The organism is Pseudomonas sp. GW821-FHT02A11, from assembly GCF_059421985.1.
In genome coordinates, this window is record NZ_JBWKWB010000006.1 from 14,313 (window position 1) to 31,130 (window position 16,818).

Sequence of the window (16,818 nt, forward strand, 5' to 3'; positions counted from 1 at the left end):
CTGCATCCGCTCAACCGCCGTTCAATGTTAGAAAACGTTGATCGGGTAGTCGATGAAGATACGGGTTTCGTTACCACCGACGTTGTAGTTGGAGGCGTTGTCCGAGACACGCAGCCACGAGTTGCGCAGGCGCAGGGACAGGTCTTTGGCCGGGCCGCTCTGGACGACGTAGGTCAGCTGGCTGAACAGTTCACGCTCGTCGCCATCGCCACGGTTGGTGCCGTCGTCGATGTTGTCGCCACGCACGTAGGCAACCTTGTAGCTCAGGCCTGGCGTCACGACGGTCGACAGGTTCACGCCGTAGCCCAGCTGCCAGGAGCGCTCGTCCTTGGCGTTGAAGTCGGACCAGTAGGAGTTGCTCAGGTAGATGGTGTTGCCGCCATCGCTGAAGCCACCGTTGCTGCGCACACCGCCATAGTTGTAGCCGGTTTCGCCAGTACTGCGCTGGTGCGCGATGGTGAAGGAGTGGATGCCGGTGGCCCAGGTCGCTGCCAGGCTCCAGATTTTGTTGTCGCGCGCGTCGTCAACCGCGATGTCCTTGTCCAGCTTGGTCTTGTAGCCGTTGAAGTCCAGGGTCAGGGACTGATCCTGCGGCAGGACGAAGACGTAGTTCAGGTTCAGGTACTGCTTTTTCAGCGTGTCTTCGTCATCGGAGCCGTAGAACGCCGCGCTGAAAGCGTCGGTGAACTTGTAGCTACCGCCGTAGACGTTGATGCTTTTCAGGTCGCCACTGTCGCGGCCTTCGGCGCTCTTGCGGGTCTGCGCGGTGAAACGACCGGCGACCAGGGTCAGGTCCTTGATCTCTTTGGAGGTGATCATCGTGCCGGTGTAGCTTTCCGGCAGCAGGCGCGAGTTGTCGTAACTCAGCACTGGCAGCTCCGGCATCATATCGCCGTATTTCAGCTCGGTCTTGGAGATGCGGAATTTGACCGCACCACCGAAGCGCTGCAGATCGTCAGCTGCGTTGCCGCTGTCGCCCTGCTTGAAGAAGTCGATGCCACCGGCTCCGCTCTTGCCCTTGCCGCCATCCAGACGCACGGCGTACAGGCCGAATGCGTCGACGCCGACACCGACGGTGCCTTGGGTGAAACCGGAGGAATAGTTGGCCATGAACGCCTGACCCCATTCGGCACGGTCTTCAGGCCCGCCTTTGTAATCGCGGCTGATGTAGGCGTTACGCAGATTGACCTTCAGGCTGCTGTCTTCGACAAAGCCGTTGGAGTCTGCCTGGCCGTCTGCCATGGCGTGGCTGGCGGCGAAGATGCTCAGGGCGAGCAGGCCGATACGCTGTTTCATCTTGTTGTCCTTGTGTGCAGATTGTTCGCGCGCTGTGGCAAAAACCCGGGCAGGTCATTGCGTCTCCCCAGACTTGAAACTGTCCCGGAAGCCCGCACGAAATCATCGCAGTGGACTACTGATGCACGTACATGGCGCTAGGCCACAGGCGGTGGAGGCGTGAATGCTATCCGCCGCATACAGACGTGTCAATTTGATGAAAGCCAAATCGACGAGGGTGAAAGCCTCCCCAGACCAAGCAGAGGCGCCACATTTTCAGTTATTCAATATGCCGAGCAACGCTTCCAGTTCGGCGTCGTTGATCAGCCCACAGGGATAACGCTCGGTCAGCATGGTCCTGTAGTCCGGCGCTTGATTTCTCTGAGTCTGGGTTATCCGTAACCAGTCCGCCATCATCTGCCGAGCTTCACTGCTCGCAGACAAACCTCGAGTCATACGTGACTCCTGACCTGCGTTCATAGGGATAACCTCTTGCGTCTTGGACTGCGGAATCTACGTAGCTTTTGTTACAGACGGACGAATGCGGTAACCGTTTAGCTAACTGCGAAGACTTTTCCGAGGGGCAAACGAGAATTCGCTACCCACAAAAAAGCCCATCGTCCGATGGGCTTTGATGACAGCAAGAAGTGAACCAACTCAGCGACGGTGCGGCGCCGGTTGTTGCTGGGTCAGGCAATGAATGTTGCCGCCGCCCAGCAGCAGCTCGCGGCCCGGCACCATGACCACCTCATGTTCTGGAAACAGGCGTTGAAGGATCTGGCGCGCGGTTTCGTCCAGCGGATCATCGAAGCTCGGGGCGATGATGCCGCCGTTGACGATCAGGAAGTTCACGTACGACCCGGCCAGGCGCACCGAAGGGTTGCGTTCCTGGCTGCCGTGCACCTGATCAACGCCTGCGCACTCTTCTTGCGTGGCAAACAGCGGACCGGGGATCGGCATCTTGTGCACGATGAATGGGCGGCCCTTGGCGTCCCGAGCGTTTTCCAGAATGCCCATGGCGGCCTGGCAGCGCGGGTAGTTGGGGTCTTTCGGGTCATCGGTCCAGGCCAGCAGCACTTCGCCGGGACGCACGTAGCAGCAGAAGTTATCCACATGACCGTCGGTTTCGTCGTTGTACAAGCCATCCGGCAGCCAGATGATTTTTTCTACCGACAGATGATCGCGCAACACCCCTTCGATTTCTTCGCGAGACAAGTGCGGGTTGCGGTTGCGGTTGAGCAGGCATTCTTCGGTGGTGATCAGCGTGCCTTCACCATCGACATGAATCGAGCCGCCTTCGAGCACGAAACCCTCGGTGACGTAACGCGAGCAACGCTCGATTTCCAACACTTTGCTGGCCAGCTGCTCATCCAGATTCCACGGCGAGTACAGGCCGCCGTCGAAACCACCCCAGGCGTTGAAGCCCCAGTCCACCCCGCGCACTTCGCCGTCATCGTTGATGACGAAAGTCGGGCCGGTGTCGCGCACCCAGGCGTCATCGTTGCTGATCTCGACAACGCGAATGTTCGGTACGTCCAGACGCGCGCGGGCGTTGTCGTATTGCGCGGCGGAAACCGCCACGGTTACAGGCTCGAAACGCGCAATGGCCTTGGCCACGGCGACGTGGGCGCTCTGCACCGGCTTACCGCCCAGGCGCCAGTTGTCAGGACGCTCGGGCCAGACCATCCAGGTCTGGGTTTGCGGGGCCCACTCGGCAGGCATATAGAAGCCGTCGGCGCGGGGTGTGCTGTTGAGTGTGGTCATTGATCAGGACTCCAGTGAGCCATCGAGGGTTTTGAGTGGGCCGTACAGGTTGGGACGGCGGTCACGGAAAGTGCCCCAGGCACTGCGAATGTCTTCCAGTTCGTCAGGTTAGCGCCCGCGTGGCTCTGTTGCACCCGTTGCCAGTGATCGCGGAGCTGATGTCTTGTCGTGGGGCGCGCTGTCGATGGCGGTCGGGTAGAACAGCATTTCCGCGCCGAGCAAACAGATCAGCAATGACAATCTGGGCGTCTTTATAGCCGATAAATATCTGACTTAAAAGCTATGAGGGCTTGTAGCGGTTTATACATACCACTTTTATTCGATATTAATTTGCAAGCCACCTATTAACCGGTGGGAGTGAGCTTGCTCACGAAGAGGCCAGCACATCCGAAACATTCTCTGCGTCGAAACGTCAGTCCTCGTGAGCAAGCTCACTCCCACAGGGGCCGTTCCATGTCAGCTAGAAGGGCGAGACTCGTCAGTCCTCAAGCTCGCTCAGCACCTTCGACACGTTGTCGACGAAGAAATCGACGCTACGGCGCGTGGTGACCATCGGCGGCTTGATCTTGAGGATATTCAGGTAATCCCCTGTGGGCTGCATGAAGATGCCCAGCTCGCGCAGGCGATCGCATAGGTAGGTGGTTTCTTCGGTGGCAGGCTCGAGCGTCTGGCGATTGCGCACCAGTTCCAGCCCCAGATAAAAACCCGAACCATGAGCGGCGCCGACCAGCGGGTGTTTGTCGATCAGCGCCAGCAGCCGGTCCTTGAAGTAACCGCCTACTTCCTGAGCGTTCTCCCAGAGCTTTTCTTCCTCCATGACGTCGAGCACCGCCATGCCGATCCGGCAGCTCACCGGACTGCCGCCCGAAGACGAGAAGAAATACCCCTCGGCCTCCAGCGCCTCGGCGATTTCCCGGCGTGTGATGACCGCGCCCAAGGGATGGCCGTTGCCCATGCCTTTGGCCATGGTGATGATGTCCGGCACCACGCCCTGCTCTTCGAAGCCCCAGAAATAGTGGCCCAGACGCCCGTAACCGACCTGAACCTCATCGGCGATGCACACGCCACCCTGCGCGCGGACCTTCTGATACACCTCGCGCAGATACCCCGGCGGCAGCGAAATCCCGCCCGCGTTGCCATACACCGGCTCGCAGATGAAGCCCGCCAGTTGCCTGCCCTGCTCGGCCAGACGCGCCAGATGCGCATCGACGCTTTTCAGGTAAAAGGGCGTGCTGTCCGCGCCGCGGGCTTCGCCGCGATAGGTGTTGGGAGCGACCACCGGATGCACCCAGTCCGGCCGCGTGCTGAGCGCTTGCGGGTTGTCAGCAATCGAGGTGGAAATCGCATCAGTGGCCACCGACCAGCCGTGATACGCCTCCAGCACGCTCAGAACATCGCGCCCGCCGCTGTAGGCCCACGCCAGCCGAATCGCCAGATCGTTCGCCTCGGTCCCGCTGTTGACCAGAAACACCCGGTCCATGCCGTCTGGCGCCAGCTTGAGCAGACGCTCGGAAAACTCGGCGATGGCCGCGTAATGAAAGCGCGAGTTGGTGTTGAGCAGCGCCCACTGCCTGGCCGCCACCTGAGCCATGCGCGGGTGACCGTGACCGAGCACGGCCACGTTATTGAGCATGTCCAGGTACGAGCGCCCCTGCATGTCGAACAGATGATTGCGCCAGCCACGCTCGATTTGCGGCGGGGCCTGGTAATAGTGCTTCTGCGAACGGGCGAAGCTGGCGTCGCGTCGGGCCAGCAGCTCGGCCGAATCCTGTGCCTGGGGCGCATCGCAGTCGAAACCCAGCAGGGCCTTGGGCGAAGGGCACAGCGCGCGCCACGCCGCGGCCCTTGAAGGGGTCGAGAACAACGGCGGGCTGACATCCTGCTCGGTGCACAACTGCACGATCAGCGAGCCACCGCCCTGCCCGATCACATCGCCAGCGCCAAACTCGACACCCGAATCGAAATCCGAACGCGCGCCCCACAGGCGCAGCGCCCAGTCCCTGCCCACCAGCGCCATCGCGCCATCAGCGGTGTGGCGTAGCGTGCCGTGGAAAGGGGCATGCACAGCGGTGCCGTGGGGTATCTGCAGTTCGACGTGCAGCGCGAAGGTCTCAGGCTCACGAGCACTGTCAGGCAAGGTCCGCGACAACCGGTACTCGCCGTAGCGACTGGCGGCCAGCCCATGAGCGTCAGCAGCCTCCTTGAGCAATTGCTCGTCGATCTCGCTTTGTTCCCAATTGCCAGCTTCGAAGTGTTCGCTGAGCACACCCAGATCAACAGCAGTGAAAGCCTGTCCACTCAAGCTCGGCAGCAAAGGCGAAAAACCGGCTGGCTCGACGGACGCTTCGAGCTGTCCCACCGCATTGAGAATCGCCGCTTCCATCAGCGCCATCGGCACCGATGTGGCGACGTCGAAGATGTTCCACTCGCTCGCCAGATTCGCCTGGATGTAGGTGTTGCCCGGCTCGATACTGGCCTGCTGCTCGCTGCTGAGCACCAGCACCGCCGAGCGGGCGACGATCAGCGGCCACAGGGCCTTCAGCTCTTGGACCTGCAACGGGTTGATCGCGTGATAAGCCTGGATCGCCGGCAGGATGTACAGCGGATCGCCCTCGGCATGGTGCAGCAGCGCAGCACAGGTCACCGACAGATCAGCAATGCGCCAGGTGCGCACCAGATCGCCAAAGTCGATCAAGCCCTGCAACTGCCACAGGTGATGGGCATTACGGCGCCAGACGACATTGTATTCGGTGATGTCCAGGTGAATCGCTTGCATGGGAAGCGCGGCAATCAATGGCAGCAATCGCCGATGGGCTTCTGCGGTGGCCTTGTCGATGCAGGCGCGCGCGTCGGCGTTGTCGATGACCGGCAGCAGGTGCTTGATCAGCGCACTGGCGTGGCGCGGGTCCCATTGCAGAATGCGCTCAAGCCCCGAGTGCTCGAAGCCTGCCAGCGCGACATCGACACGGGCGCACAGCTCGGCCAGACGGGTGACGACGTCGCGGCTCAAATGCCGAACCTCTGCCAGCGATTGCCCGTCGATGAACTCCAGCAGGCGCACGTGGACAGGTTGCCCTCCGACTTCGAGCGATAACAGGTCTTCGCCATTCTTCGCAGGCACGACACCCGGCACGCGCACATCCGACTGTGCGCCCAGATGCCGCAGCGCTGCGTGCTGAGCCGCCAGCTCGACCGTTGAGTAATCGCCGCAGCAGACCTTCAGGACGAAGCGCCGCCCGTCGCCGGCATCGACCCGAAAATTGCGATCCTGCTGACTGCCCAGCTCCTTCAGCGCCCCCGCCAGCCCGTAATGCGTCGAGAGCAGATCGGCTGCCTGATCATGAGTGATCTGCGGGCACGGCAGGCTGGAGCGACGAATCAATGTGGCGAGCGGCATGTGAAAGGTCCAAGGGGGAATGGATGGACGGGCAATATCGCCAGTTGCCCACAAAATTGGCAACCCCGTTGTAGACGGCATTAAAGAAACCGTTTGAACGATCGATAGATAGCGTAGTCGTTAAGCGGATGAGACACTCACGGCGGTTTTATGACGCTTTAAGCCGCTGGTCATCAAATAATTTCATGGCCTCTGAGCCCTTTGCGCCTTGCGCCTGACACCGCCCGCCCACAAGCTATGCTTCGTTAACTCGATGTTCATACAGGGAAGAAGGTTTACCTATGCGAATACTTGTCACCGGTGGCGCCGGTTTTATCGGCTCTGCGCTGATCCGCCATTTGATCAACAACACCGACCATGACGTTCTGAACTTCGACAAATTGACCTACGCGGGCAACCTTGAGTCGCTGCAAAGCATCGTCACCAATACCCGTTACGAATTCGTTCAGCAGGACATCGTCAATCAGGCTGAAGTCAGCAACGTGCTGGCGCGCTTCAAGCCTGACGCAATCATGCACCTGGCCGCTGAATCCCACGTCGACCGTTCCATCGATGGCCCGTCGGAATTCATCCAGACCAACATCGTCGGCACCTACAGCCTGCTGGAAGCGACCCGTGGTTACTGGCAGACCCTGCCGGAAGCCGAGCGCGCTGCGTTTCGCTTTCACCATATTTCCACCGACGAAGTGTATGGCGACCTGCATGGCGTCGATGACCTGTTCACCGAGACCACGCCTTATGCGCCAAGCTCGCCGTACTCGGCCAGCAAGGCGGCGTCCGATCACCTGGTTCGGGCGTGGCAGCGCACCTACGGTCTGCCGGTTGTCGTGACCAATTGCTCGAACAACTACGGGCCGTTCCACTTCCCGGAAAAACTCATTCCGCTGGTCATTCTCAACGCTCTCGCAGGCAAGCCGCTGCCGGTCTATGGCAACGGCCTGCAAGTGCGTGACTGGCTGTTCGTCGAAGACCACGCCCGCGCGCTGCTCAAGGTCGTCACCGAAGGCAAGGTCGGCGAGACCTACAACATCGGCGGTCACAACGAGCAGAAGAACATCGACGTGGTGCGTGGCATCTGCGCGCTGCTCGAAGAACTCGCGCCGGAACAGCGCAAAGGCGTGGCCCACTACGCGGACCTGATCACCTACGTGACCGACCGCCCGGGCCATGACATGCGCTACGCCATCGACGCCAGCAAGATCGAGCGCGAACTGGGCTGGACGCCTGAAGAAACCTTCGAGTCCGGGCTGCGCAAAACCGTTCAGTGGTATCTCGACAACCTGGAATGGTGCCGCAACGTGCAGGACGGCAGCTATCAGGGCGAACGCCTGGGCACCCACGTGAAGGATCTGATCGCATGACTAAAGGCATCGTATTGGCAGGTGGCTCCGGCACACGTCTGCACCCGATCACCCTCGGCGTCTCCAAACAGCTGTTGCCGATCTACGACAAGCCGATGATCTATTACCCGATCTCGGTGCTGATGCTGGCGGGGATCAAGGAGATCCTGATCATCTCCACCCCGCTGGACCTGCCGCAATACCGCGCCCTGCTGGGCGACGGCAGTCAGTTCGGCGTGCACTTCAGTTATGCCGAGCAGCCTAAACCGGACGGTCTGGCGCAGGCGTTTTTGATCGGTGAAGATTTCATCGGCGATGACTCCGTGTGCCTGATTCTGGGTGACAACATTTTCCATGGTCAGCACTTCGGCGATCAGCTCAAGCGCGCGGCGTCCAGCAAAACCGGTGCGACCGTATTCGGTTACTGGGTCAAGGATCCAGAGCGCTTCGGCGTTGTCGACTTCGACGAGAATGGCAACGCGCTGTCCATCGAAGAAAAGCCCAAGGCGCCGAAATCCAGCTACGCGGTGACGGGTCTGTATTTCTACGACAACGACGTTATCCAGATCGCCAAGGACGTGAAACCGTCGCCCCGCGGCGAGCTGGAGATCACCGACGTCAACAACGCCTATCTCAAGCGTGGCGACCTGCGCGTCGAGCGCTTTGGGCGTGGCTTCGCCTGGCTCGACACCGGCACCCACGACAGCCTGCTGGATGCTTCGCAGTACGTGCAGACCATTGAGCATCGCCAGGGCCTGAAGGTGGCCTGCCTTGAAGAAATCGCCTACCAGAACGGCTGGATCGATCGGACTCATCTGCTCGGCCGCGCGAAGTACTTTGGCAAGACCGGCTACGGTCAGTATCTGTTCAAGATCGCAGGAGAGAGTCAGTGAACGTATTCGCGAGTGAACTGCCGGATGTGCTCATCATTGAACCCAAGGTTTTCGGCGACGAGCGGGGTTTTTTCTATGAGAGCTTCAACGCCAAGGTCTTTGCTGAGGCCACCGCACTGGATTGGCAATTCGTCCAGGACAACCACTCGCGATCCCAGCGTGGGGTCCTTCGCGGACTCCACTACCAGATAGAACACACCCAGGGAAAACTTGTGCGGGTCACTGCCGGCGAGGTGCTGGACGTCGCGGTAGACATTCGTCGCAGCTCACCCACATTTGGTCGCTGGGTCGCTATCAAACTATCCAGCGCCAATAATCGCCAGCTGTGGATTCCCCCAGGGTTCGCCCACGGCTTCGTGGTACTGAGCGATCACGCCGAATTCCTCTACAAAACCACTGATTACTACACCCCCTCAGCCGAACGCTGCATTCGCTGGGATGACCCGGAACTGGCCATCGACTGGGGCCTGAACGAAGCCCCCAAATTGTCGGCCAAAGACCAGGTGGGTAAAAGCCTGAAAGACGCGGACCTGTTTCCATGAGTGCGCCGTTGCGAATCCTGATTACCGGGCAGCACGGCCAGGTCTCCCAGGCCTTGCAGCACAGCCTCAAGGACTTGGGCGAGCTGATCGTGCTGGGTCGTGATCAGCTGGATCTGAGCCAGCCCGAGTCGATCCGGGCGGTGGTGCGTGAGCTCGAACCGGGCCTGATCATCAACCCCGCCGCGCACACGGCGGTGGACCAGGCCGAAAGCGAGTCGGATCTGGCGTTCGCGATCAACGCGACTTCCCCAGGCGTATTGGCCGAGGAAGCCGCCGCGCTGGGAACTCCGCTGATTCACTATTCCACCGACTACGTGTTCGATGGCAGCAAGGATGGTCCGTGGACGGAGTTCGACACACCGAACCCCTTGGGGGTTTATGGCAGCAGCAAGCTGGCGGGCGAGCAGGCCATCGAGAAAGCGGGCGGTCAGTACCTGATCCTGCGCACCAGTTGGGTGTACTCCCTGACCGGGCGCAACTTTTTGCTGACCATGCAGCGTCTGCTGCAGGAACGCGAAAAGCTCACTATCGTGGCCGACCAGATCGGCGCGCCGACCTGGGCAGGCGCCATTGCCCAAAGCACCCGTCAGTTGATCGAGCGCTGGCGTGACGGCAAGCCGGGGGCTTGGGGTGTCTATCACCTGACCGCCGCTGGCGAGACGTCGTGGTTCGGCTTCGCACAGGCCATTGGTCAGGAGTGGGTCAAGGCCGGCAAGCCTTGCGCCACGCTTGAGCCGATTCCTTCAAGCGCCTACCCCACCCCCGCCAAACGCCCGCTCAACTCGCGCCTGGACTGCAGCCGTCTGCAGCGCGAATGGGGCGTCAGCCAAGCGGATTGGCACGACGCAATGCTGGAGTGCCTGGCTCAGCAGCGATAGGCGAATCACGTGTAATCTATTGCGACCGCTGCGCGCTCGTTCGCGGATCAATCCGCTTCCACAGAAAGACACATTCCCCCTGTGGGAGCGGATTGATCCGCGAGACGTCGATGCAGGCACCACAAAAATCGGCAGCGTACGCATACGATGAACAGCACCACCCTTCCCCGTCGCCCCCGCTGGCGCAGCCTCGCGCTGCTGGCCTTGATTCTGGCGCCGCTGCTGTGGCCGCTCGAACGCCTGGCCGAACATTACTACCGCACCGAACTGCTGAGCCAGAATCGCCAGACGCTGGACCTCTATGTCGCCAACCTGCTTGGCACGCTGCATCGCTATGAAGTGTTGCCGCAAATCCTCGGCGACCTGCCGGGTCTGCGCGCCGCACTGGCCAACCCTCAAGACAAGCCGACTCAGGAACAGGCCAACCTGCTGCTGATGAACACCGCGCGCCAGACCGGGGCCGAAGTCATTTACCTGATGGCCCCTAACGGCGACACCCTCGCAGCCTCGAACTGGGACAAGCGCGACAGCTTCGTCGGCCGAAATTTTGCCTTCAGGCCGTATTTCAGCAATGCCATGGCCGGGAAGCTCGGGCGTTTCTTCGGGCTGGGAACGACCTCGGCCAAGCGTGGCTATTTTTTTGCCGCCGCCGTGCGTGACGGCAATACCGTGATCGGCGTGCTGGTGGTCAAGGTCGACCTGGACCTGACCGAAACCCTGTGGGGCAAGACCCCCGAGCAACTGCTGGTGACCGACCACAATGGCGTGGTAATCCTCACCTCAAACCCCAACTGGCGATTCCGCGCGACACGCCCGCTCAGCGAGGAAGAGAAGCAGGCCATCGTTGCTATCCAACCCTACCCGACCCGCGATCCACGCCCCTTGCAGCTCGACGAAAATGGCTGGCTGACCCAGACCCAGCAGATCGATGAAACCGGCTGGAGCGTGAGCATTCTCGCGCCCAAAGTGCTGGTCTCGCGGCCTGTGCGCACCGTCGTGGCGATCGGCGGCGCGACCTTGCTGGTGCTGATGTTGCTGCTGGGCATCATGATGCAGCGACGTCGCCACTATCTGGATCGCATCCATTTCGAAGGCAAGGCGCGGCGTGAACTGGAAGCGCGGGTGGTCGAACGTACCAGTGATCTGGAAGGCCTCAACCGACGCCTGCGTCAGGAAGTCCTGGAGCGTGAACATGCCCAGCAGGAGCTGTTCCGCGCCCAGGACGAACTGGTACAGGCCGGCAAACTGTCGGCGCTGGGCACCATGTCGGCGAGCATCAGCCACGAGCTCAACCAGCCGCTGGCAGCGATCCGCAGCTATGCGGAAAACGCCGAAATTCTCCTCGATCACCAACGCACCGATGACGCTCGCGGCAACCTCAAATTGATCAGCGAACTGACCGGGCGCATGGCCTCGATCATCGCCCACTTGCGCGCCTTTGCCCGTCGCGATCGCCATGCCCCGGAAAGCGTGGCCCTGCAACCGGCGCTGGACGACGCACTGGCGTTGCTGGCCAAACGTCGGCGCGCCATGGACGTCGAACTGATTCGTGATCTGCCGGACGCCACGTTGTGGGTGCAGGCCGGCGAGACCCGTTTGCGCCAGGTGCTGGGCAATCTGTTGGCCAACGCGCTGGATGCGCTGACCGAAAAAGGCCCCCCACGCAAACTGTGGATAAGTGCCGAGCACAACGGCGAGGGCGTCAACCTTTACATTCGCGACAACGGCCCGGGCTTTTCTCGCGAGGCGCTGGAGCATGCGCGCGAGCCGTTCTTCACCACCAAGACCCGCACTCAGGGCCTGGGGCTGGGCCTTGCGATCTGCGATACGCTGATGCGCGCCCTGGGCGGCGAGTTATTGTTCGCCAATCATCCGGAAGGCGGCGCACTGCTGACGCTGCGCCTGCGCACCGGGGCTTCAGGAAGCAGTCTTCAACCGCCGGAGGATCTATCTGCATGACCACGGACACCGCCATCGACAGCCGCATTCAGGTCGTGCTGATCGACGACGACCCGCACCTGCGTCAAGCCCTGAGCCAGACCCTGGATCTAGCCGGCCTGAAAATCCTGCCACTGAGCGACGCCAAAGGCCTGCAAGCGCGCCTGGAGCGCGACTGGCCGGGCGTCATCGTCAGCGATATCCGCATGCCAGGCATCGACGGCCTTGAGCTGTTGAATCAGCTTCACGCCCAGGACCCGGAACTGCCGGTGCTGCTGATCACCGGCCACGGCGACGTGCCGCTGGCGGTGCAGGCCATGCGCGCCGGGGCCTATGATTTTCTGGAAAAACCCTTTGCCAGCGACGCCCTGCTCGACAGTGTGCGCCGCGCCCTGGCCTTGCGCCGACTGGTGCTGGACAACCGCAGCCTGCGCCTGGAACTGAGTGATCGCCAGCAATTGAGCGCGCGTCTGGTGGGGCTCTCGCCACACATGCAGCGCCTGCGCGATCAGATTGGCGCGCTGGCGGCAACCAAGGCCGACGTGCTGATTCTCGGCGAAACCGGCGCGGGCAAAGAAGTCGTGGCCCGTGCGCTGCACGATCTGTCCACCCGCCGCAACGGCCCGTTCGTGGCGATCAACGCAGGTGCGCTGGCCGAATCAGTGGTCGAGAGCGAGCTGTTCGGCCATGAGCCTGGCGCCTTTACCGGCGCGCAAAAACGCCGCATCGGCAAGTTCGAATTCGCCAACGGCGGTACGTTGTTTCTCGACGAAATCGAAAGCATGAGCATGGACGTGCAGGTCAAGCTGTTGCGTCTGTTGCAGGAGCGCGTGGTCGAACGGCTGGGCGGCAATCAGCAGATCCCGCTGGATATCCGCATCGTCGCCGCGACCAAGGAGGACCTGCGCCACGCCGCCGATCAGGGTCGCTTTCGCGCGGACTTGTACTATCGCCTGAACGTCGCACCGCTGCGCATTCCGCCCCTGCGCGAGCGGGGAGAAGACGCACTGGTGCTGTTCCAGCATTTCGCCGATGCCGCCAGCCTGCGCCATGGTTTGCCACGTCACGAGCTGCAGCCGGGTCATCGGGCGATGCTGCTGCGCCACAGCTGGCCGGGCAACGTACGTGAACTGCAAAACGCTGCCGAGCGTTTCGCCCTGGGTCTGGAACTGGAGCTCGAAGGCGCAGCGCCGCACAACATGCCGGCCTCGACCGGCGGGCTTAGCGAGCAGGTCGAAGCGTTCGAGCGCGCCCTCATCGCAGCCGAATTGACTCGCCCTCACAGCTCGGTGCGCAGCCTGGCCGAAGCCCTCGGCGTGCCGCGCAAAACATTGCACGACAAACTGCGCAAACATGGTCTGAATTTCAGTGGCGGCGGTTCCGATGACAACGAGTGATCCAGGTTCGATAGCCCAAACTCTCGAAAACGTTCTGCACCAGGACATCCCCTTGACTCGCGACATGGGCGTGAAAGTCATCAGCTGGCACAACCACCAGCTGCGCCTGCATCTGCCGTTGGCGCAGAACATCAACCACAAGAGCACGCTGTTCGGCGGCAGTCTGTATTGCGGCGCAGTACTGGCGGGCTGGGGCTGGCTGTATCTGCGTTTGAAAGAAGCGGGAATCGACGACGGCCACATCGTGATTCAGGAGGGCCAGATCAGCTATCCGCTGCCTGTCAAATGCGACGCCGTGGCGATCTGCGATGCGCCGGACGAGGCGGCCTGGGACAAGTTCGTGAAAATGTACCAACGCTACGGGAGGACGCGACTGGCGTTGGACACGCGAATCGTAGTCGAGGATTCAGAGGCCTCGGCAGTGACGTTTGTAGGACAGTACGTGCTACATCGCTGAAGCAATGGCGATAATGACTATCGCGAAAATATCTAATTCGCTGAATGCCCATAACTATTCTTCAGTCAATACAGGGAGTCGATGGAACTACACCACGGAAGGAAAAATGCGATGAGCGTTCAGACAGGGTTTTTGATTTTTTCCACAATTGTCCTGGCCAGCACGATCTCCGGTTGCGATCACTCAATAAGGACCGACGCACCAATAAAACCATTAGCGGATTTCACCGTCCCTGCCTGTAGGAGTTATTTCCAATCCGCCATTTGGCGATTCGACACAGGTCCTGGCTTATGGTCCCTGAGCCTGACGCCTACCAGTTGCACCCGCGGCCTTAAGGGCGCGACCTCATCCACCGGCCTGGTAATCGATGCAGTGATCAGAGATCACTCCGGCGACCCCCATTGGTTGGAAGGCAACAACACCCGCGGCGTACGCGATCAAATCATTTGCCACTTGGCAGAGTTTCCCAATAAGTCGGAATGGAATGTCGAACCTGGTCGTCCCGACGTTGGTTATGGAGAAACCGTGCGACGCGACTGCAATCCCTGACGGACAGGTAAATCAGCAACGCGACCGAATGGCGCTGGCAAGTTCGATGAACGCTTTACGCCATTGAACTTCACCGGGTAACGCCAGGAAGAACGGGTTGAGCAGCGACTCTCGCGCCGGGTAATCGAAGGTTCCGCCCGCCAGGTCCAGCACCACGCCCCCGGCCCCTTCCAGCACCCCTTGGGCCGCTGCGGTATCCCACTGCGAGGTCGGCGCCAGACGCGGGTAGCAATCCGCCGCCCCCTCCGCCAACAGACAGAACTTCAGCGAGCTGCCAATGGTGGTCAGCTTCAATTCCCCCACCACCGCAGACAACCCTGTCAGCAGTTTTTCCTGCTCGGGGCTGGAATGACGACGGCTGGCGACCACCGTGAATGCATCGCCTGCAGACGGTTGATTGCGCACGCTGATCGGCTTGATATGATCGACCCCATCACTGCGCCAGGCGCCAAGGCCCGTACCGCCGAAATAACAGCGATCATTGGTCGGCATCGACACCACGCCAAACACGACGCGCCCGTTCTCGATCAACGCGACGTTGACCGTGAACTCCTCGCTGCCAGCGATGAACTCCTTGGTGCCATCCAGCGGGTCAACCAGCCACCAGCGCTGCCACTGACTGCGCTCGCTCAGCGGGATATTGGCGTCTTCTTCGGAGAGGATGTGAATGCTCGGGTCCAGCGCTTTCAAACCCGCAACCAACAGCTCGTGAGCGGCAATATCGGCGGCTGTGACAGGCGAGTCATCGGACTTGGCCGTCACTTCCACGCCGGAACGCCAGAACGGCAAAATCACTTCACCGGCGCGACGACACAGGTCGATGACCGGCGCCAGCAATGGATGAGGCAGATCAGCGAACACGTCGGTCATGGCTGGAACGCTCCGCGCTGGGTCAGCAGGTCTCGCGCCAGGTACAACGCTGCCAGGGCGCGACCTTCGGAGAATTGCGGGTGTTGCGCCAGGTTCGCGAGTTCGCGCAGGTTGACCTTGTCGACGCGCATCGGCTCAGGCTCATCGCCCTCCAGACGCTCTTCGTACAGGTCGGTGGCCAATACCACCTGAATCTTCTGGCTCATGTAGCCCGGCGACAACGACAACTCGGTCAGATGCTCCAGATTGCGCGCGCCAAATCCGGCTTCTTCCTTGAGCTCGCGATTGGCAGCGGCCAAAACATCTTCGCCCGGCTCGACCAGGCCCTTGGGCAAGGACAGCTCGTATTCATCGGTGCCGCCGCAATACTCTTCCACCAGCACGGCGTGGTCCGCGTCGAGCATCGCCACGATCATCACCGCGCCGTATCCGTTGCCGCGTCCGACCAGACGCTCATAAACGCGTTCGACACCGTTGGAGAAGCGCAACTGCACTTGCTCGACGCGGAACAGACGGCTGCTCGCGACGATTTCGCGGGCAAGTACGGTGGGTTTCTGGCGCATGACGAGCTCCTTGGCGTAGACGGGGTACTATACCTTGGCTTTTCTGAATGTCTGTGTCGCAACGCCACCGCGACTTATTCAACGCCGAGAGACCTGTATGCCTTCTTTGCCCTGGCACGATATCGACACCGTCCTGCTGGATATGGACGGGACGCTGCTCGACCTGCACTTCGACAATCATTTCTGGCTCGAACACCTCCCCAAGCGCTATGCAGAGCTGCACGGCGTCAGCCTGGCGATGGCTCAGATGGAGCTGATGCCACTGTTCGAGAAGAACGCCGGGACCCTGAACTGGTACTGCACCGACTTCTGGAGCGCCGAGCTGAAGCTTCCTGTCAAAGACCTGAAAGTCGAAATCGCCCACCTGATCGCCTTGCGACCCGACGCCGAGCTGTTTCTGTCGGCCATCAAACAGGCGGCCAAGCGGGTGATCATGATCACCAACGCCCATCGCGACTCGCTGTCGCTGAAGATGGAACGCCTGCAACTGGCGCCGTATTTCGAGCGGCTGATCAGTTCCCACGACTACGGTTTCCCCAAAGAAAACCCGCAGTTCTGGGACGCCCTGCACGCCGATATCGATTTCGACCCGACGCGCAGTCTGTTCATCGACGACACCCTGCCGATCCTGCGCAGCGCCGGGCGTTACGGCGTAAAGCATCTGCTGGCGGTGCGCGAACCGGACAGCCGCAAAGGGCCGAAGGACACTGAAGAGTTCGAGGCGGTTGCCGATTATCGAGAGTTGATCAAGGGGATTTGATCTCCTCCCAGCCAGACACAGGTCCCTGTGGGAGTGAGCTTTATCTCGAAGCGGCCCGTCCATCCGCTGAACTTCCTGCGGCTGAAACGCTGTCTTCGTGAGCAAGCTCACTCCACAAAAGTGCCCAGGTGTCGACCTGATTGCTACACGGCCAATCATCACCCCATGCGACATCCTGCCGCGTTAGAATCCCCG

General features: G+C 61.0%; 15 protein-coding genes and 1 pseudogene. 9 read left to right on the plus strand and 7 right to left on the minus strand.

The genetic code is table 11. The annotated features are described in order from the left end of the window. Positions 1-27: 27 nt before the first annotated feature. The 5 genes and pseudogenes from AC07V9_RS11360 to AC07V9_RS11380 all read right to left on the minus strand — a co-directional run bounded on the left by AC07V9_RS11360 (position 28) and on the right by AC07V9_RS11380 (position 6,436). Complete coding sequence (locus tag AC07V9_RS11360; RefSeq protein WP_495015812.1) at positions 28-1,296, minus strand: OprD family porin; 1,269 nt, start codon at positions 1,294-1,296, stop codon at positions 28-30. A 255-nt stretch (positions 1,297-1,551) separates the two neighbouring features. Then, entirely contained in the window at positions 1,552-1,731 is a 180-nt protein-coding gene (locus AC07V9_RS11365) for a hypothetical protein (RefSeq protein WP_495015813.1), read from the minus strand. A gap of 201 nt (positions 1,732-1,932) precedes the next feature. Continuing rightward, positions 1,933-3,039, minus strand: a complete 1,107-nt coding sequence (gene aguA / locus AC07V9_RS11370) for an agmatine deiminase (RefSeq protein WP_495015814.1) — start codon at positions 3,037-3,039, stop codon at positions 1,933-1,935. 3 nt (positions 3,040-3,042) lie between these two features. Beyond that, positions 3,043-3,285 (minus strand): annotated as a pseudogene (locus AC07V9_RS11375) (N-carbamoylputrescine amidase); the annotation flags it as partial. A 232-nt stretch (positions 3,286-3,517) separates the two neighbouring features. Continuing rightward, positions 3,518-6,436 (minus strand): aminotransferase, encoded by a 2,919-nt coding sequence (locus tag AC07V9_RS11380; RefSeq protein WP_495015815.1) that lies wholly within the window; start codon positions 6,434-6,436, stop codon positions 3,518-3,520. Between the two features lie 281 nt (positions 6,437-6,717). Between AC07V9_RS11380 and rfbB the strand changes: the two genes are divergently transcribed. The 8 genes from rfbB (at position 6,718) to AC07V9_RS11420 (ending at position 14,430) form a co-directional block, all read left to right on the plus strand. Beyond that, a complete protein-coding gene (gene rfbB / locus AC07V9_RS11385) occupies positions 6,718-7,797 on the plus strand; it encodes a dTDP-glucose 4,6-dehydratase (protein WP_495015816.1) in 1,080 nt (359 codons plus the stop codon). Further along, positions 7,794-8,669, plus strand: coding sequence for a glucose-1-phosphate thymidylyltransferase RfbA (gene rfbA / locus AC07V9_RS11390; RefSeq protein WP_495015817.1), 876 nt, complete (start codon positions 7,794-7,796; stop codon positions 8,667-8,669). Before rfbB ends, rfbA begins: the two co-directional genes overlap by 4 nt. Next, positions 8,666-9,211: a dTDP-4-dehydrorhamnose 3,5-epimerase gene (gene rfbC, locus AC07V9_RS11395; protein WP_495015818.1), complete on the plus strand. Its 546-nt coding sequence runs from the start codon at positions 8,666-8,668 to the stop codon at positions 9,209-9,211. The genes rfbA and rfbC overlap by 4 nt, the downstream gene beginning before the upstream one ends. After that, on the plus strand, positions 9,208-10,089 hold the full coding sequence (gene rfbD / locus AC07V9_RS11400; RefSeq protein ID WP_495015819.1) for a dTDP-4-dehydrorhamnose reductase: 882 nt from the start codon (positions 9,208-9,210) through the stop codon (positions 10,087-10,089). Before rfbC ends, rfbD begins: the two co-directional genes overlap by 4 nt. A 147-nt stretch (positions 10,090-10,236) precedes the next feature. Then, a complete protein-coding gene (locus tag AC07V9_RS11405) occupies positions 10,237-12,048 on the plus strand; it encodes a sensor histidine kinase (RefSeq protein WP_495015820.1) in 1,812 nt (603 codons plus the stop codon). Then, the gene (locus AC07V9_RS11410; protein ID WP_495015821.1) at positions 12,045-13,424 is read left to right on the plus strand and encodes a sigma-54-dependent transcriptional regulator; all 1,380 of its coding nucleotides are present in this window, start codon (positions 12,045-12,047) and stop codon (positions 13,422-13,424) included. The genes AC07V9_RS11405 and AC07V9_RS11410 overlap by 4 nt, the downstream gene beginning before the upstream one ends. Further along, the gene (locus AC07V9_RS11415) at positions 13,411-13,881 is read left to right on the plus strand and encodes a YiiD C-terminal domain-containing protein (RefSeq protein WP_495015822.1); all 471 of its coding nucleotides are present in this window, start codon (positions 13,411-13,413) and stop codon (positions 13,879-13,881) included. Before AC07V9_RS11410 ends, AC07V9_RS11415 begins: the two co-directional genes overlap by 14 nt. Positions 13,882-13,992: 111 nt before the next feature. After that, positions 13,993-14,430, plus strand: coding sequence for a DUF2599 domain-containing protein (locus tag AC07V9_RS11420; protein ID WP_495015823.1), 438 nt, complete (start codon positions 13,993-13,995; stop codon positions 14,428-14,430). Positions 14,431-14,442: 12 nt separating this feature from the next. On the opposite strand, the gene cysQ is transcribed toward AC07V9_RS11420, so the two are convergent. Both cysQ and nudE read right to left on the minus strand, forming a co-directional pair. Next, positions 14,443-15,300 (minus strand): 3'(2'),5'-bisphosphate nucleotidase CysQ, encoded by an 858-nt coding sequence (gene cysQ, locus AC07V9_RS11425; protein ID WP_495015824.1) that lies wholly within the window; start codon positions 15,298-15,300, stop codon positions 14,443-14,445. Then, positions 15,297-15,863 (minus strand): ADP compounds hydrolase NudE, encoded by a 567-nt coding sequence (gene nudE, locus AC07V9_RS11430; protein WP_495015825.1) that lies wholly within the window; start codon positions 15,861-15,863, stop codon positions 15,297-15,299. The genes cysQ and nudE overlap by 4 nt, the downstream gene beginning before the upstream one ends. Positions 15,864-15,960: 97 nt before the next feature. Between nudE and yrfG the strand changes: the two genes are divergently transcribed. Beyond that, the gene (gene yrfG / locus AC07V9_RS11435; protein ID WP_495015826.1) at positions 15,961-16,623 is read left to right on the plus strand and encodes a GMP/IMP nucleotidase; all 663 of its coding nucleotides are present in this window, start codon (positions 15,961-15,963) and stop codon (positions 16,621-16,623) included. Positions 16,624-16,818: the final 195 nt, after the last annotated feature.

Bases quoted from the DNA above. Each gene is read 5' to 3' on its own strand.
- AC07V9_RS11360 (WP_495015812.1), bottom strand. From the start codon at position 1,296: ATGAAACAGCGTATCGGCCTGCTCGCCCTGAGCATCTTCGCCGCCAGC.
- rfbB (WP_495015816.1), top strand. From the start codon at position 6,718: ATGCGAATACTTGTCACCGGTGGCGCCGGTTTTATCGGCTCTGCGCTG.
- cysQ (WP_495015824.1), bottom strand. From the start codon at position 15,300: ATGACCGACGTGTTCGCTGATCTGCCTCATCCATTGCTGGCGCCGGTC.
- AC07V9_RS11415 (WP_495015822.1), top strand. From the start codon at position 13,411: ATGACAACGAGTGATCCAGGTTCGATAGCCCAAACTCTCGAAAACGTT.
- AC07V9_RS11420 (WP_495015823.1), top strand. From the start codon at position 13,993: ATGAGCGTTCAGACAGGGTTTTTGATTTTTTCCACAATTGTCCTGGCC.
- yrfG (WP_495015826.1), top strand. From the start codon at position 15,961: ATGCCTTCTTTGCCCTGGCACGATATCGACACCGTCCTGCTGGATATG.
- nudE (WP_495015825.1), bottom strand. From the start codon at position 15,863: ATGCGCCAGAAACCCACCGTACTTGCCCGCGAAATCGTCGCGAGCAGC.
- aguA (WP_495015814.1), bottom strand. From the start codon at position 3,039: ATGACCACACTCAACAGCACACCCCGCGCCGACGGCTTCTATATGCCT.
- AC07V9_RS11410 (WP_495015821.1), top strand. From the start codon at position 12,045: ATGACCACGGACACCGCCATCGACAGCCGCATTCAGGTCGTGCTGATC.
- AC07V9_RS11380 (WP_495015815.1), bottom strand. From the start codon at position 6,436: ATGCCGCTCGCCACATTGATTCGTCGCTCCAGCCTGCCGTGCCCGCAG.
- rfbD (WP_495015819.1), top strand. From the start codon at position 9,208: ATGAGTGCGCCGTTGCGAATCCTGATTACCGGGCAGCACGGCCAGGTC.
- AC07V9_RS11405 (WP_495015820.1), top strand. From the start codon at position 10,237: ATGAACAGCACCACCCTTCCCCGTCGCCCCCGCTGGCGCAGCCTCGCG.
- rfbA (WP_495015817.1), top strand. From the start codon at position 7,794: ATGACTAAAGGCATCGTATTGGCAGGTGGCTCCGGCACACGTCTGCAC.
- AC07V9_RS11365 (WP_495015813.1), bottom strand. From the start codon at position 1,731: ATGACTCGAGGTTTGTCTGCGAGCAGTGAAGCTCGGCAGATGATGGCG.